Here is a 15,325-nt window from a genome sequence, read left to right as displayed (position 1 = left end):
ATATGCAAAACCTAAAAGGCGATTTAGTAGGTGGTGTAATATCTGCTCTTGTAGCACTTCCTTTAGCACTAGCGTGTGGAATACTTTTATTTAAAGGAATAGATGGCTTACAACAATATGGAATAAATGCTGCATTTTATACTGCAATTGTTGGAGCTATTATTTCAGCATTTGTTGGTAATCATTCTTTGCAAATAGGAGGTCCACTTGTTGTTACAACATTAATATTATCAGATTTTTTAATCAAGGTATATGAAGAAATCAAATTTGATAATATTGATGTAAATATGACTTTAATTGTATTAATGTTTACTTGCGTAATTATTACTGGGCTAATACAGTTTATATTTGCTTATTTAAAAGCTGGGAAATTAATAAAGTTTTTGCCACTTTCAGTTACTATGGGTATTAGTACTACAATTGGTATGATAATTATCGTAAAACAATTACCTATTATTTTTAATTCAAATAGTACTAATACAAGTGAAACTTTACTTCTTATCTTCATTACATTATTTATTTTGATTTTAATGTTTTCAAGAGATTTTATACCAAATAAAGAAGAGTTGATAAAAAAACTAAAATTTAATCCTTTTCTTCTTTTTCCTATTGTTGTACCTATTTTAGCAACGATTATCTTTTTTCTCTTTAACAATAATGAAAATTTACTACTTGGAAATGTTAATGTGGAAGTACCCACTTTAATACAAAATTATGAAGGTTTCTTATCTTCATATAATTATATATTTCAGTTTCTACCTGAACTTCTTTTAACTTCCTTTGCAATTGCACTAATGTCTTCATTGAGCTCTTTATTAAGTGTAAGTTTACTTGAGAGAAAGATAAAAAATAGAAGTCATGATACATCTATAGAATTAAAAGGGCAAGCTTTAGGAAATATTTTATCAGGTTTTCTTGGTGGAATGCCAAGTGCAGGAACTGAAGCTAGATCATTAGTTAACTATTACGCAGGAGCTAGAACTAAAGTAAGTGTATTGATTAATGCGCTAACAATATTTTTAGTAATCTTTATTTTTAACAATTATTTACCTTTAATACCAGAAATTATTCTATCTGTAATACTAGTTTATACTGGACTTATTATGTCCTTGCCGAGTATTAAGTTAGCAAAAAACTTATGTGGAATTTGCTTAAATAAGAATCATACAAAGAATTGTATAAAAGATATTGTATATACTTTTTCTATTATTTTTATAATGCTCACAACTGCATTTTTAAGTGATATTACAATTGCAATTGTTTTTGGGTTTGCTGTTGCTTCTTTATTTTTCATTTATGAGATGATGAGAAACTCAAATTATACGATTATAGATGCAAGAGCGCTTCATTCAAAAAGAGAAAGAACATTTCAAGCAAAAGAGTGTATTCAAAACAATGGTGAATTAATAAATATAATCGAACTTGATGGAGCTATATTTTTCGGAACGGCAGATAGCCTTAGAAATACTATATCCTCTATAAAAGGTAAAGTAAAATGGGTGATTTTAGACTTTAAAAAAATTAATGAGATTGATATTACTGGTTCTGAAATAATAAAACTTTGTATTGAAGAAAATAAAAATCTAAACTTTAGTCTAAGTCATATCAGAGAAGGTGATGATACTTACCAAGCCTTCTGTTCTGTTGGATTAATTGGAAAAGATGGTTTGAAATGGTTTGAATATACTGATTTTGCACTTGAAAATGTTGAGAACTTATTATTAAAAAGTTTTAATATCTCAATATATTTAGATAAAAAAGTTTATGATTTAGAAGAGTTAAATGTTACAAAAAATTTAAATTCTACAGAACAAAAGATTTTAATGAGATACTTGGACATTAAGTCTTTTAAGCAAGGGGAATACTTATATAAAGAAGGTGAATTATCTAATGAAGTTTTCTTTCTAAGAGAAGGAAGTGTAACTATTTGGGATGAACATGATGATGAACTTTATAATAAATCTATAATTTCTAAAACTAGAAGAGTTACTTATTCAGCAGGTGTTGTTATTGGTCAAATGGCATTTTTTGATAGTGAGATTCATACTGTCGAAGCTCTTGCTGATTTAGATATTAGTACTTATTCTTTATCAAAAAGTAATTTTGAGAAACTTAGAAGAGAGCATCCTTTAGTTGCTGAAGAATTAATGTTGCAATTTTGTAAACATTTATCAAGAAGATTAAAAGAAATTACATATGAAGTTCAGGTTTTAGAGAGATGGAATTGAATACAAAGAATTTAAAAAATGACTTCTTTGGTGGTCTAATCTCTTCACTTGTTGCATTGCCTTTAACTTTAGCTTGTGGAGTTTTATTATTTAAAGGTCTTCACGACTTAGAAATGTATGGAATTAATGCAGCTATTTATACAGCAATTATTGGAACATTTATTTCTGCATTTATTGGAAATCATCAGTTGCAAATAAGTGGTCCTAGAGTTGCTACTACTTTGATTTTGTCTAGTTTTTTATTAGAAATTTTTACAAGACTACAAAGCTATGAAAATATATATAATTTAAATGAATTATTAATTGTTTTTATGATTTTAACAGTTTTATTAATGGGAGTATTTCAGCTTATATTTGCTTATTTTAATCTTGGTAAATTAATTAAATTTTTGCCATCTTCTGTAAAAATGGGTGTTAGTACAACTATTGGTTTAATAATCATTTTTAAGCAATTTCCTATCATTTTTAATTATCAAGGAGATGATTTATTTCAAGAGTTTATAACAAATCCTTTAACAATAATTACAAATCAGACTACTTTACTTTTTATTGCTATTTGTATTTTTATTGTTTTGCTTCTTTTTAAAAAAAATATTGTTACTAGTAAAATTAGAATGATTGTTCCTCTTCTAGCTCCAATTTTGGGTGGAGTAGTTTTTTATTTATTTATAAATAAAAACCCAAGTGATTTTATAATTGGAAAAATAAATATAACTCTACCTTCTTTTGAATTGTATTTTAATACTTTTACTCAAAACTTTTCTATTGTAAATGAAAATATTTTAGAAATTATAATTGCAGCTTTTGTTTTAGCTTTGATGGGTTCTTTATCATCGCTTCTTAGTATTAGTGTATTAGAAGATAAACAAAAAGTAAGAAGTACTAATCCTTCAATTGAATTAAAAGGTCAAGCATTTGGAAATATCATTTCAGCATTTTTTGCAGGAATGCCAAGTGCTGGTTCTGAAGCTAGAGGACTTAGTAATTATAACTCTGGTGGTAGAACTTTTATTTCAGTAATTTTTCATGCTTTATTTTTAATAGTTTTTGTTTTCTTTCTTGATGAATATATTGCATTAATTCCACAAATAGTTTTATCTTCTTTGTTAGTTCACACTGGAATTGTAATGATTTTACCTTTGATAAAATTATCAAGCAACATGAGTATTACTTGTCTTCGAACTAAAACTAAAAATATGAATGAATGTTTAAAAGATATTTTCCAAACCGTACTTGTTGTGATTGTAATGTTGATTGCAGAAGAAATGGCAAACTTAACAATTGCAATTATTACAGGTTTTGCGATGGCCTCTTTACTTTTTATTTATGAAATGATGAGTAATACAAATTATAATATTATTCTAGGAAATAAACATCATTCAAGAAGAGTACGAACTAAAAAAGTAATGACTTTTCTAAAAAATAAAGGTTCATGTGTAAAGATTATTGAATTAGAAGGAGCAATCTTTTTTGGAACAGCTGATTTTTTAAGAACACTAGTAAGCGATATAAACAAAGACACGTCTTATATTATTTTAGATTTTAGGAAAGTTAGTGAAGTTGATATTACGGGTGCTGAAAAGATTAAACTTTGTACAAAAGAGAATAGTAACATAGAGTTTTCTTTTTCTCATATACGAAAAGGTGATGATACTTATCAAGCCCTTTGTGCTGTTGGGCTAATTGGTGTTGATGGTTTACCTTGGTTTGAAAATACAGATTTAACTTTAGAAAAAGTTGAGAATAAACTTTTAGAGCAGTTTACAGAAGTTGAAGAAGAAAAAGGAAAAACTTTAAATATTGATAGTTTAAACTTTACGAAAAACTTAAGTAAAGAAGAACAAGATATTTTACTAATTTATATGATAAGTAAAGAGTATAAAGAAAAAGATGAACTTTTTACAAAAGGAATGAAATCAGATGAATTATTTTTCCTACGTAAGGGTACGGTCTCTATTATGCTTGAACAGAGCTTTGTTAAAGGTGTAAAAGATAAGTTATCAAAAATAAGAAGAATTACTTTTTCAACTGGTGTTGTAATAGGCGAAATGGCATTTTTTGAGGATAACTTACATAGTGTTGATGCACTTGCAAATGAAGATGTAAGTGTTTATATTTTAAGTAGATATAACTTAGATTTGCTAAGTAAAGAACATCCAATTTTAGGCAGAAAACTTATGTACTCTTTTTGTGCCCACTTATCAAATAGATTAAGAGAAGTAACATCAGAGATACAGGTATTGGAAAGATGGTCTTAACTTTTTTATTGGACACTAGCTTGTCCTAATGTAAATGTAAGATAACAATTATAAAAAAAGGAGAATTAAGAATGAAGAAAACAGCAATGCTAAATTCAGTAAAAGATAGTTTTATTTTATTAATATTGTGTGTAATTGCTTTTGGTATATATGCCATAGTTCTTTCAAGTTATGGGAAAGAAACAGGTCAAATGGTGGTATTTATTTCAATGATTATTGTAATAATAATTGCAAATAATATTTTTGCAGCATTAGGTGCTTCAATGTTATATAATACTCCATATGATAGTAACAAAGAGAAGTATTCTATACGAATAGCTGTTTTTAATGAAGATAAGAAAAGTTCAACTTTACAATTAATAAAAGTTATGTTTCATTCACTAATAGGAATGGTTTTTTATCCATTTGCTGTAATTGCATTACTTTTAAATATTAAAGAGTTATTTGTCAAAGATGAAGTTTATGAAAATATAGTTAAAGAAGAGAATTTAAAGAATCAAATAAATGATGAATTAGATATAAAAATAAAGAGTAATAAAAAATGGAAAATCAGTACAAGTGCGTTTAGTAACTATTATTTTTATACTGAAAAAGAAGCATATAAATATGCTTCTAAACATAATATTCGCCCAGAAAAAATAACACAAATAATTTAATAAAGGAAAAGAAATGAAAAGTATTTATATTTTAATTGGGAGTTTTATAAGCTTAATAATACTTACAGGTTGTTCAACAAAAGGTTATTCTAATTATACATGGGATAAAGAAAACATGCTTAAAAATCCTGGTTTTGAAATAATTAAGAATAATAAGATTGCTTACTGGGAAAGTGAAGGAGTAGTTCGATCTACAGATCCTAGAGCTAATTCTGGTAAATATTACTTAATGAGTTCTACAAATAAGGAAAAAGCTATTACCTCACAAGTAATAGACGTTAATGCATATCAAGAAAATATAGACAAAGGAAATGTTATTGCTTCATTTGGAGGTTTTCAAAGTGGTTGGAAAAAACAGAAGGATTATGGATATAGCGTATTAGTTTTTTATGATGATAAACCGTCTAAAATCAGTCATACATCAACACAACCTTTTTATTCAAATCATTGGTGGACAAAAAGAGCAAATGTTGTAGCTGTTCCTGAAGAGACAAGATTCATTAAGTATGGGTTTATGGGAATAAGAAAAGAAGGAACAAATAATGATGCATATCTTGATGATGCTTTTCTTTATTTAGGTCAAAAAAAAGTCAATATTAAAAATGATGAAGCTACTTTAAAAAGTAAAGAAAAAGTTAAAGAAGAATCTTATTTTGATGAAGCCTTAGATTTTTTATCAGAAAAGATAAGTTTAAAAAATAAATAAAGGACATAATGTTGTCTTAGATATTGTATACAATCATTAAATCAAAATTAAGATGAGGAAGAAAATGAAAACTTTAAAAAAGATAGTACTACTTTTATCATTTACAATGGTATTTCTAGTTGGCTGTAATAGTGAAGACAAAGTCTATACACAAGGTTCTTTGAAAGTCGATATTAGTAAACAAATTGTTTATGAACAAGATGGAAAAATGCAAGCAAATGGTACTTATAATAAGAGTAATAAAAAAGAAAAAATATCAATAGTGATTAAGGATGGCTTAATCGTTTCTTCAAATGCAAAAAGAGGAGATAATAGTATAGATTTAACTTTTAAAAATAAGATATTAACATCTTTGGTAGCTGGGGAATCAAGTAAAAGTAAATTTTTTGATGATGGTATGCCTAAAGAAGTATATAATATTGATGCTCAATCTAAAGCTTCAGTAAAATATACAGAAGATTCTAAAAACCCATATTATTTACTATTAGAAGCAAAACCTTCTAATAGTAAAATACTTTTTGAAAATAATGTTATGACTATTTCAAAGTTAGATTCAAAGGAAGTAATTCAAACTCTTAAAGAAACTGATAGTAAGGCACAGATGATTTTACAACAAATGAATAGAACTTTAAGATTTATTGCAAACAGTGCACAAGAAAGAATGTATCAAGAGGTTTTAAGAGAAATCTTATAACTATATAGTTACCTAAAAGGATACAACTAATAAATTGTATCCTTTTAATCTGTAAATTCAGTAGTTTTATTAAACTCTAGAATCTTGGCTTTATTTAATATTAACCTCTATGAACAATAGCGTCGTTAAGACTGTTTACAATTTTAGAGATATAAGGCTTATCTTTACTTATTAGTGCATCTTGGTCTCCACCATTTGTTGTAATACGAACAGTATGTAAATCCTCTTTTGAACCAAGTCCTCCCATTATTAAGAAAACTCCAGCAAGTTTCCACCAATCAGGTAGAACAAAAACTAATATTAAACCTACTAATGCAATAATCCATCCCATAGCTGAAATACCGCCCTCACTTTTACCAACTGTTACAGAACTTATATTATTTAATGAAAATGTTTGCTCCCCACTAATAAATCTTGTATTTGTAACTTTTATATATCCTTCATCGTAGAATATTTTCTCTTCATTACTATTTTGAGTATTTTTTACTACGGGTTGACTATTAATCTCTTCTAGCATACTACCACAGTGTTTACATTTTATTGCACCATCTTTTATATCTTCTTTACAAAAAGGACATTCCATTTTTTACTTCTCCATTAGTTTTAATCATTATAATATAATAACATAATCACTTATATTAAAATATATAAGTAAATATAAATAAAGATATTAAAAAAATAGTAATCATTAATATCTTTGCATTTTCATATGTCATAAAATCATTCATCTACAATTATCTGTTTTTTTATTTCAATCTTCTTTTCTTTAGCTATAAATGTACTTGATAAAAGATAACTTGTTGCTATGCATAAACACATAATTAAAAAATATTTCATCTTCTTTCCTTTAATAAAATTTATAATAAAATTATAAAAATATATATGGACAACATTCTGTCCATATTAAAATTAGGACAAAAATGTTTGAGAATTTACCAAAGAAAAGTACTAAAGTTACCAATAGTGATAAAGTTTTAACAAGACTTATTAAAACTCTTCAAATGTTATCAAACAATGAACTACCAACAAGACAAGAGCTTATGGAAGAGTTTAATGTTAGTGCAAAAACAATTCAAAGAGATATAAAACAAAGACTTCATTTTTTCCCAATTGATGAAGATAGTTTAAAAAGATTGAAATTTGAAGAAGGTTTTTCTTTAAATAAAGCATCTCTGAAAGAAGATGAAATGCTTTTTGTTTATCTGTCCTTATCACAAATAAAAGATATTAATAAAAATTTTGAAAAAACTACGCATAGTATATTTTCAAAGCTTCTAACACCTAGATACTCACCTGCTTATCATATAAAAGCTAATTCTTTTGAAAATATTGATATCAATTCAAAATTATTAAATGATATAGAAATATCAATTGAGTATAAAAATACTATAGAAATACACTTACCTAATAAGGTTTTATCTTTAGAGCCTTATAAGGTGATAAGTTTTGATGGAATTTGGTACTTATTTGGTAGAGATATAAAAGATAAGAAAATTAAAACAGTTTTTATTCATCAAATTAAAAATATGAAGATATTAAAAGAAAAATTTGTAGTAGATAAACCAATTGACGAAATACTTGACAATGTTCATACTGCATGGTTTGAAGATGGTAATACAATGGAAGTTAAAATAAAAGTTCATGAAAATGTAGCATATAACTTTAAATTAAAAAAGATTCTTCCTTCACAAGAAATTATAAGTGAAGAAAAAGATGGTTCCCTTGTTGTAATGTTTACAGTTACAACAGAAGAAGATATTGATAATACTATAAAAGCATGGTTACCTAATATTGAAATCATCTCTCCTTTAAGTTATAGAGATAAGTTTATTAAAGAGTTGGAAAATTATCTTTCTTTATATAAGAAATAAAATAAATGTTTAGCTAATAAATAGTACTATATAAAAGTTATTTTTAGGGAGAATCTATGAAAAGTAAAATTTTGTTTTTTCTTTTTTTATCTGTATCTTTGTTTGCAAGGGAAGTTATAGATCAAAGAGGAAGCTGTCAAATCAATTGGACGCAAGGATTTATACTTTGTGAGGGTGAATCTGCACAAAATCAAGGTAAATATGCTGCAAATTTATCAGCAAAAGTTATCTCACAAAGAAATATGCTTGAAGTTATTAAAGGTGTAAATATTACTTCAGAAATTACTATAAAAAGTGGTTTAGATAGTAGTGAAATCATAAAAAGTAGAGTGGAAGGTATTGTTCGTGGAGTTCAAGTGATTTCTTCAAAGTATGATAGAAATACAAAGTCTTCAGTTGTTACAACAAAATTAGAACTAGGGAAAGATTTACTAAAAGCATTATTAAGTGATCCAACACTTCTTTCATGGAATGAAAAAGTTGAGCAATTATGGAATGATTTCAATATTCTACCTCAAGCAATTGCTTCAACATATACAACAGATGAAAAAGAAACAATTCTTAAATTAATGGAAGATTTAAGAGATAATAGTGACGCAAAAAAACACTTAGAAAAAATTATAGAACAAATGAATAGTAGTAAAAACTTCACAGGAGTATTACTAGATATTAGCGAAATTACTAATTTCCAAAAAGCACTTATAGTTAAACTTGTTGATGAAAAAGGAAAAGAGATTTATCCTTCAAACTTAGTTTCAAAACAAACACTAACAAAAAGAAATACTTCTGTTGGCTATATGTTTGGAATTGATGATGCGAAAAAAAATAAAAGAGTTTTTGATAATCCAATTGAAATAAAGCCTAGCTCTATTTATAAGAGTAAGCTATCAAATATAGTACTAAATAAAGCTCAAATAGAAAAAATAAACTCTATAGATAAAAATGTATTAAAAAATGCAAAGATTATTTTGGTGTTAGGTGATTGATGAAAATACTATTAATACTTTTTCTTTCTCTTGGTTTATTTGCCTCTGATAAGCATTTATCATCAGATATAAGAGCAGAAGTTTTTGCACAGAATCTAGTGGATGCAGGTGAATATAAAAAAGCAAAGATTTTTTTAGCAAAAGCAAAAGCAAAGTACCCTAAGAGTGAATCTTTATGGATGTTTAGTGCAACTGTTGCTTATGAGTTAAAAGACTTTGATGAAGCAAAAATAAACTTTATTAAAACACTTGAAATCAATCCTAAAAATGAACAAGCTTCTGCATTTAAAGAAATAATTGCAAAGCAAGAATCAGCACTAGAAAATAAGACTTTAGAAGATATTTTTGCATATTTAAATGATAAAGGAATAGATTTTTTATCAATTTTTTTAGCCTTTTTAGGTGGTGAAATAATTGCTAGAAAATATTCAAAATGTAGAAGTATTGATGAAAGAAATATTGCTAAACAATTTAAATTTAAAGATGAACTAACTTCTAGTAATATAGATAGATGGGCCTTTGCAACAAAGAATTATATTTGTTTTAGAAGTGCACCTTCATTTTGTTCTTTTTTACATTTATTAATAGTTTTCCTTATTTCTTGTTCTTTACTTATTTTCTTTTTATTGTTTGAGCTTTTATCTGGAGTTCATCTTTTATCTTCAATACCCTTAAGTCATATGGGAACATCACAATTATGGATATATATTTTAGAAAACTTTGCTATCTTTGTATGTATAACTGTATTTCTTCAAATATGGATGTATTCTTCACACTTAAAAGATAGTTCAGAAAAGGTTGAAATAGAATTATCTCAATATTTAGAAACACTAAGTAGTGAAAATAAACTTGATAAATTATATGAATTAATTAAAGAATTCAAGGAATTAAATATAAGTGAAGAGTCTTTAATTTCAGAATTATTAAGTGATGAGTGCAAAGAAAAAATTAGATATTTTTATAGATAATATTAAAAAAGTGGATATTTAAATATCTACCTTTTAATAATAATCTGTTTTATAGGGAAACCTTGCTGATCCTTTTCTCCAAAAGCAGGAAGTAAGGATTGTTGTTTTTTATTTACTAGAACTGAACGTACATTTAAAATCAATCTATCCATTCTTTCAATATCAACTATCATTGAAATTGATTGAGTTTTATACTTTTTCCAAGAACTTTGCCAGCTTTCAACTAATAAATATGAAGATCTTATAACTTTTCTTAATTCAGTATTCCAAAGTTTACGGTTTTTTTCATAGATATCTAATTTAGATAGTTTATTACTTGATGCATCTATAATCTTTCTACTATTCATAAGTTGAGGAAAAGATACAGATACTCCACCTTTTAAGTTTCTATAAACATTGTCAATTAATATATCAATATGTACTTTATCTCCAATAATTTCATACAAAACTTTTCCTTCTAAATAATCATTAGAAAAATAAATCTTATCGGAAGTTTTACTTTGCTTCTTTTCTATAATATAACTTGGTTTTTGAATAGGTTCTTTTTGTACAATGACCTTTTGCTGTATATTCTTATTAGTTTGTGGTTTGTACAATTCAACTTCATAAGGATATAAAGAACCAACTGCTTTGAAACAGTAAGATCCTGTATTAAAATCAAATTTATCATTTGATATTGAAAAGTCGTGAATTAATTCTTGTGCTTGAGATAATGAGATGTTTTTTAGTGAAGGTTTATATTTAGTTAAAATCTCTCTATATGCTTTTTCTTTTGCTTTTTGTTTGATATCTTTTGTTGCAACTGTTGTGTCATTAAAACAGAAGTTTTGTAAAGTCATTTGTTTTAAGGAATATTTCTCTAAATCTTTTTTTGTAATATATGCATTAATATCTGAACAAATTTCTCCAAAATTTACACCATTATAAAATTTTGGATTACCTTTTATTCTTACTGAACCAACAGCTTTTTGTTTAATTTCATCTGAGACTAACTTCCCATCTTTTACATCAGTTTTAGATAAAATAAGACTTCCATATAATTCTCCAATAGCCTCTCTTTTTGCTTGTTTAATTAATATATCTTTTAATTGTTTTTGAGATTTTCCTGAGTGTTCTGATGTTTGAATACAACTAGTTTTGATTGTTTCATATTTTTCAATTGCATAGATATTGCCTAATAATAAAAAAAATGATAGAAAAAATTTCATTGAGTTCCTTTTTGAGTGCTATATAATAATAAATAACAAATTAATTGTTTATTAAATAAATTAATTTGCCATTATATTTTAAATAAGAACTAAGAGTTTTTTATAGTTTTTTTAGCTTTTTATAACCTGCTTTGATGATTTTAAGAAGTGGTTTTCTATATGAAGAGAATACATATTTTTTAATTTCATAAGCAATTCTTCCTTCAACATGAACCATATCATATAAGTTTCCTGCTGCAAATTTACCACCAAGAGCAATTAAAATACCCTCTAGTTTTGGATCACAAGCTACAAGTTTTTTCTTTTTTATTCTGTTTAATATATTTTTACCAGCACAAGTACCACTAATTCTTGCTACTGTAACATTAGGAGGCATTAATTCACCCTTTTTATTATGAATTTCTGCAATATCACCAACAGCAAAAATATTATCATGACCTTTTGCTTGAAGGTATTCATTTACTAAAATTTGTCCTCTTCCATTTTTTTCTACATCTAAATCTGATGTAATTGTAGAAGCTTCAATTCCTCCTGTGAAAATAATAAAAGAATGGTTGATTTTTGTACCATTTGATAGTTCAAGATTATCTTCATTACATTTAGTCAGCTTTGTATTTGTAATTACATTAATACCTAAAGATTTTAATCTCTTATGCGACATACTAACTAGTTTTGAGCTTAATCCTGGAAGAATAGTATCAGAGCTACTTACAAGAGAGATTTTTAAATTATCACAAGAAAAGTTTCCACGTTTAAAAAACATTTTTGAGTTATAAGCCATCTCAGCTGCAATTTCAACTCCTGATAAACCAGCACCAACAACTACAATATGTGTATCTTCACATTGTTTTGCTTCATCACTAATTTTTTTAAATAACTGATTTTCAAAACTTTGTTTAAAGAACATTGCCCAATGAAGTTTTTTAATATCATGAGCATTATTTAATCCTGGTATTTGAGGGGGAAAGAATGTTCTTGTTCCTGCTGCCATTACTAAATAATCGTATTCTACAATCTCTTTTTCTTCAGTGTATATTTTTTGTGCTTCTTTGTCTATTTTCCGCACTTTTAAGTTTTTATACTCTACATAATCATGGTTTATTCCCATACATAATGTAGTTAAATCAATAGTTACATCTGCAATATTTGATTTATTTGCAATTAAATCATAAACTTCTGGTTGTAAGTTGTGAAATGTGTGTTTATCTATTAATGTAATTTGTATATTCTTATTTTTTGCTAGTTCTTGTAGTGCATATATTCCTGAATATCCACCACCAATTATTACAACTTTTTCCATAAATCCGCTTCCTTTTTATATGTTTTATTCTATCGATAATTTCTTATTGTCAAAAGTAATCCTAACTTTTCTTAGTAAATATCTAAAAAGTCTAGTAATTACGTAACAAAATAATGTACTGTTATAATAATGATACTTAAAATTTATAGCTAGTATATAGCTATTTTAAAACTAAGAGAAAAAACTGTAAGATTACGAAATTTAAATATATAGGAATTAATATGAAATATGTAGGAGCACATGTAAGTGCAAGTGGTGGAGTTTTTAATGCACCAATAAATGCAAAAGCAATTGGAGCAAAAGCCTTTGCTTTATTTGTTAAAAACCAAAGACAATGGGCTGCTAAGGATTTTGAACCAAAAGTTTTAGATAAATGGTTTGAAGAATTAGAAAAATCAGGTGTACAAACAAAGCATATTTTACCTCACGATTCATATCTTATTAATTTAGGTCATCCAGTTGTTGAAAATAGAGAAAAGTCTTTAAATGGATTTTTACATGAAATAAATCGTTGTGAAATTTTAAAACTTGATAGATTAAATTTCCATCCAGGTTCACACCTTAGAAAAATTACTGAAGACGAATGTTTAGATAATATTGCTGTATCTTTAAATAGAGCAATAGATGCAACAAACGATGTAAAACTTGTAATTGAGAACACTGCAGGTCAAGGCTCAAACCTTGGATACAAGTTTGAGCATTTAGCACATATTATTGATAAAATAGAAGATAAAAGCAGAATTGGTGTTTGTATTGATACTTGTCATATGTTTACAGCAGGTTATGATATTAGAACACAAGAAGCTTATGATAAAACTTGGAATGAATTTGATTCTATTGTTGGACGTGAATATTTAATGGGAATGCATATTAATGATTCAAAACCAGAACTAGGAAGTAGAGTTGATAGACATGATTCTCTAGGTGAGGGTAAAATTGGTTGGGATGCTTTTAAATTTATTATGAATGATGATAGAATGGACGATATTCCACTTGTTTTAGAAACAATTAATGAAGATATTTGGGCGCAAGAAATTCAAGCGCTTTATGATTTAGTAGAAAAATAAATCTACTAAAGATATATATAAACTTTACAGTTTATATATATCAAATGTTTTATCTGACTTGTTAGCGTTTGCTTTTTCTGTCCAATATTTTGCTTTTACTTCATCTTTTTTAATATCAAATAGACCTTTTGAATAAATAATAGCAAGTTCTCTTTGTGCTACAAACATGTTTTTATTTGCTGCAAAATTTAAATACTCTAAAGCTTTTTTCGTATCTTTTTGTATTGTTATACCTTTAGCATAAAACTTTGATAATTGAAAAGCTGCATTTGGATCTTTTGAAGCAGATGCTTTTAAAAGTTCTAAAGATTTACTTACATCTTTTTCAACACCAGTTCCTTGAAAATATAAAAAAGCTAAAGGAAGATTTGCATAATAATTTCCCATTTCTTTTGAAGACTCTAAAAGTTTAGAAGCTTCTTCAAAGTTTTTTCTCTCAGCATTATAAATACCAAGTTTCAAAGCAGCCATAGAGTTACTTGAACTAATATCTTCATAACATTGTATTTTGTTTTTTATTTCTTTTATATTTTGACACTCTTGAACTTGAACTTTTTCAGTATCAAGATTAAATGCAGGTTTTGAAAAAGAACAAGCACTTAAGAAAAAAGCTAAAAAAGAAGCTGTAATTATTGATTTTGTCATTTTATATCCCATAAATTTTTCTAATTAGACTATCACTTTTGTCTTCGTATCGTTCATACCAAAACTTTGCTTTTTGAGGATTGTCTTTTGTAATAGTGCCATCTCTATAAATCTTTGATAGCTCATATTGTGCTTTTTTTACATTATTATTTGCAGCAAATTCTAAAAGCTCTAAAGCTTCATCATAATCTTTTTTGTTTACATAATAAAAAGAAAGTTTATAAGCAGCAATTCCATCAACTGAAGATACATCTTCTAAAAGTTCAAGCGCTTTTTCTTGGTTTTTATTAACTCCATTTCCTTTATTGTAAAGGTCAGCTAAAAGTGAATTAGCATAAAAGTTACCTTTTTGTTGTGCAACTGTATATCTATGAAAAGCTTCTTTATAGTTTCCTTTTGAATAAGCATTTACTCCTGATCGAAGCATTGCAATTGAGTTTTTGTATGAAATTAAATCATAACAATCTGATTCAAACTCTTTGTTTGTACTTATACACTCATTTGCTTGTGCAATTTCATTTGGCATTGTTTTTAATGCAGCATCGTGGTTAGCACATCCTACTAATAGTAAAGAACTAATACTTGTAAGCAATAAAAATTTAACACTTTTTATTATCATTATTTCCCTTTTTATGTTTTGCTTGTTTAATTTATAAAAACATTTTACCTTTTTTTCCTAAAGCTTGACTAATTAATTAAGATATATTAATGTATTATTTAATATATATAGGGGATAAA

General features: G+C 26.5%; 14 protein-coding genes. 9 read left to right on the top strand and 5 right to left on the bottom strand.

Going from position 1 to position 15,325, the window contains the following annotated elements:
• Positions 1–2 precede the first annotated feature (2 nt).
• The 5 genes from LPB137_RS13490 to LPB137_RS13470 all read left to right on the top strand — a co-directional run bounded on the left by LPB137_RS13490 (position 3) and on the right by LPB137_RS13470 (position 6,542).
• The gene (locus tag LPB137_RS13490) at positions 3–2,228 is read left to right on the top strand and encodes a SulP family inorganic anion transporter (protein WP_076088953.1); all 2,226 of its coding nucleotides are present in this window, start codon (positions 3–5) and stop codon (positions 2,226–2,228) included.
• On the top strand, positions 2,219–4,486 hold the full coding sequence (locus LPB137_RS13485; RefSeq protein ID WP_076088951.1) for a SulP family inorganic anion transporter: 2,268 nt from the start codon (positions 2,219–2,221) through the stop codon (positions 4,484–4,486). The genes LPB137_RS13490 and LPB137_RS13485 overlap by 10 nt, the downstream gene beginning before the upstream one ends.
• A 71-nt stretch (positions 4,487–4,557) precedes the next feature.
• On the top strand, positions 4,558–5,142 hold the full coding sequence (locus tag LPB137_RS13480) for a hypothetical protein (protein ID WP_076088949.1): 585 nt from the start codon (positions 4,558–4,560) through the stop codon (positions 5,140–5,142).
• 13 nt (positions 5,143–5,155) lie between these two features.
• On the top strand, positions 5,156–5,848 hold the full coding sequence (locus LPB137_RS13475; protein WP_076088947.1) for a hypothetical protein: 693 nt from the start codon (positions 5,156–5,158) through the stop codon (positions 5,846–5,848).
• A 64-nt stretch (positions 5,849–5,912) separates the two neighbouring features.
• Entirely contained in the window at positions 5,913–6,542 is a 630-nt protein-coding gene (locus LPB137_RS13470) for a hypothetical protein (RefSeq protein ID WP_076088945.1), read from the top strand.
• A gap of 100 nt (positions 6,543–6,642) precedes the next feature.
• Here LPB137_RS13470 and LPB137_RS13465 read toward each other — a convergent pair whose 3' ends face one another.
• Positions 6,643–7,125 (bottom strand): DUF6232 family protein, encoded by a 483-nt coding sequence (locus tag LPB137_RS13465; protein WP_076088943.1) that lies wholly within the window; start codon positions 7,123–7,125, stop codon positions 6,643–6,645.
• 337 nt (positions 7,126–7,462) lie between these two features.
• On the opposite strand from LPB137_RS13465, the gene LPB137_RS13460 reads away from it, so the two are divergent.
• The 3 genes from LPB137_RS13460 to LPB137_RS13450 are packed head-to-tail and all read left to right on the top strand — an operon-like array spanning position 7,463 to position 10,367.
• Positions 7,463–8,413 (top strand): helix-turn-helix transcriptional regulator, encoded by a 951-nt coding sequence (locus tag LPB137_RS13460; RefSeq protein ID WP_076088941.1) that lies wholly within the window; start codon positions 7,463–7,465, stop codon positions 8,411–8,413.
• Positions 8,414–8,469: 56 nt separating this feature from the next.
• Positions 8,470–9,399: a hypothetical protein gene (locus LPB137_RS13455; protein WP_076088939.1), complete on the top strand. Its 930-nt coding sequence runs from the start codon at positions 8,470–8,472 to the stop codon at positions 9,397–9,399.
• Entirely contained in the window at positions 9,399–10,367 is a 969-nt protein-coding gene (locus LPB137_RS13450; RefSeq protein WP_076088937.1) for a tetratricopeptide repeat protein, read from the top strand. The genes LPB137_RS13455 and LPB137_RS13450 overlap by 1 nt, the downstream gene beginning before the upstream one ends.
• A gap of 26 nt (positions 10,368–10,393) precedes the next feature.
• On the opposite strand, the gene LPB137_RS13445 is transcribed toward LPB137_RS13450, so the two are convergent.
• Positions 10,394–11,575: a hypothetical protein gene (locus LPB137_RS13445; RefSeq protein WP_076088935.1), complete on the bottom strand. Its 1,182-nt coding sequence runs from the start codon at positions 11,573–11,575 to the stop codon at positions 10,394–10,396.
• 100 nt (positions 11,576–11,675) lie between these two features.
• Positions 11,676–12,875, bottom strand: a complete 1,200-nt coding sequence (locus LPB137_RS13440) for an NAD(P)/FAD-dependent oxidoreductase (protein ID WP_076088933.1) — start codon at positions 12,873–12,875, stop codon at positions 11,676–11,678.
• 221 nt (positions 12,876–13,096) lie between these two features.
• On the opposite strand from LPB137_RS13440, the gene nfo reads away from it, so the two are divergent.
• Positions 13,097–13,942 carry a deoxyribonuclease IV gene (gene nfo / locus LPB137_RS13435; RefSeq protein ID WP_076088931.1) on the top strand — a complete coding sequence of 282 codons (846 nt, stop codon included), beginning with the start codon at positions 13,097–13,099 and terminating at the stop codon, positions 13,940–13,942.
• 24 nt (positions 13,943–13,966) lie between these two features.
• Here the strand turns inward: nfo and LPB137_RS13430 are convergent, their stop codons facing one another.
• A complete protein-coding gene (locus LPB137_RS13430) occupies positions 13,967–14,587 on the bottom strand; it encodes a tetratricopeptide repeat protein (RefSeq protein WP_076088929.1) in 621 nt (206 codons plus the stop codon).
• A 1-nt stretch (position 14,588) separates the two neighbouring features.
• The gene (locus tag LPB137_RS13425; RefSeq protein WP_083657278.1) at positions 14,589–15,206 is read right to left on the bottom strand and encodes a tetratricopeptide repeat protein; all 618 of its coding nucleotides are present in this window, start codon (positions 15,204–15,206) and stop codon (positions 14,589–14,591) included.
• Between the last annotated feature and the right edge of the window lie 119 nt (positions 15,207–15,325).

The organism is Poseidonibacter parvus (assembly GCF_001956695.1).
Lineage (GTDB): Bacteria > Campylobacterota > Campylobacteria > Campylobacterales > Arcobacteraceae > Poseidonibacter > Poseidonibacter parvus.
The sequence above is the reverse complement of the archived record's forward strand: the minus strand, read 5'-3'. Positions and strand labels throughout refer to the sequence as shown.

Bases quoted from the DNA above. Each gene is read 5' to 3' on its own strand.
- LPB137_RS13490 (WP_076088953.1), top strand. From the start codon at position 3: ATGCAAAACCTAAAAGGCGATTTAGTAGGTGGTGTAATATCTGCTCTT.
- LPB137_RS13485 (WP_076088951.1), top strand. From the start codon at position 2,219: ATGGAATTGAATACAAAGAATTTAAAAAATGACTTCTTTGGTGGTCTA.
- LPB137_RS13480 (WP_076088949.1), top strand. From the start codon at position 4,558: ATGAAGAAAACAGCAATGCTAAATTCAGTAAAAGATAGTTTTATTTTA.
- LPB137_RS13475 (WP_076088947.1), top strand. From the start codon at position 5,156: ATGAAAAGTATTTATATTTTAATTGGGAGTTTTATAAGCTTAATAATA.
- LPB137_RS13470 (WP_076088945.1), top strand. From the start codon at position 5,913: ATGAAAACTTTAAAAAAGATAGTACTACTTTTATCATTTACAATGGTA.
- LPB137_RS13465 (WP_076088943.1), bottom strand. From the start codon at position 7,125: ATGGAATGTCCTTTTTGTAAAGAAGATATAAAAGATGGTGCAATAAAA.
- LPB137_RS13460 (WP_076088941.1), top strand. From the start codon at position 7,463: ATGTTTGAGAATTTACCAAAGAAAAGTACTAAAGTTACCAATAGTGAT.
- LPB137_RS13455 (WP_076088939.1), top strand. From the start codon at position 8,470: ATGAAAAGTAAAATTTTGTTTTTTCTTTTTTTATCTGTATCTTTGTTT.
- LPB137_RS13450 (WP_076088937.1), top strand. From the start codon at position 9,399: ATGAAAATACTATTAATACTTTTTCTTTCTCTTGGTTTATTTGCCTCT.
- LPB137_RS13445 (WP_076088935.1), bottom strand. From the start codon at position 11,575: ATGAAATTTTTTCTATCATTTTTTTTATTATTAGGCAATATCTATGCA.
- LPB137_RS13440 (WP_076088933.1), bottom strand. From the start codon at position 12,875: ATGGAAAAAGTTGTAATAATTGGTGGTGGATATTCAGGAATATATGCA.
- nfo (WP_076088931.1), top strand. From the start codon at position 13,097: ATGAAATATGTAGGAGCACATGTAAGTGCAAGTGGTGGAGTTTTTAAT.
- LPB137_RS13430 (WP_076088929.1), bottom strand. From the start codon at position 14,587: ATGACAAAATCAATAATTACAGCTTCTTTTTTAGCTTTTTTCTTAAGT.
- LPB137_RS13425 (WP_083657278.1), bottom strand. From the start codon at position 15,206: ATGATAATAAAAAGTGTTAAATTTTTATTGCTTACAAGTATTAGTTCT.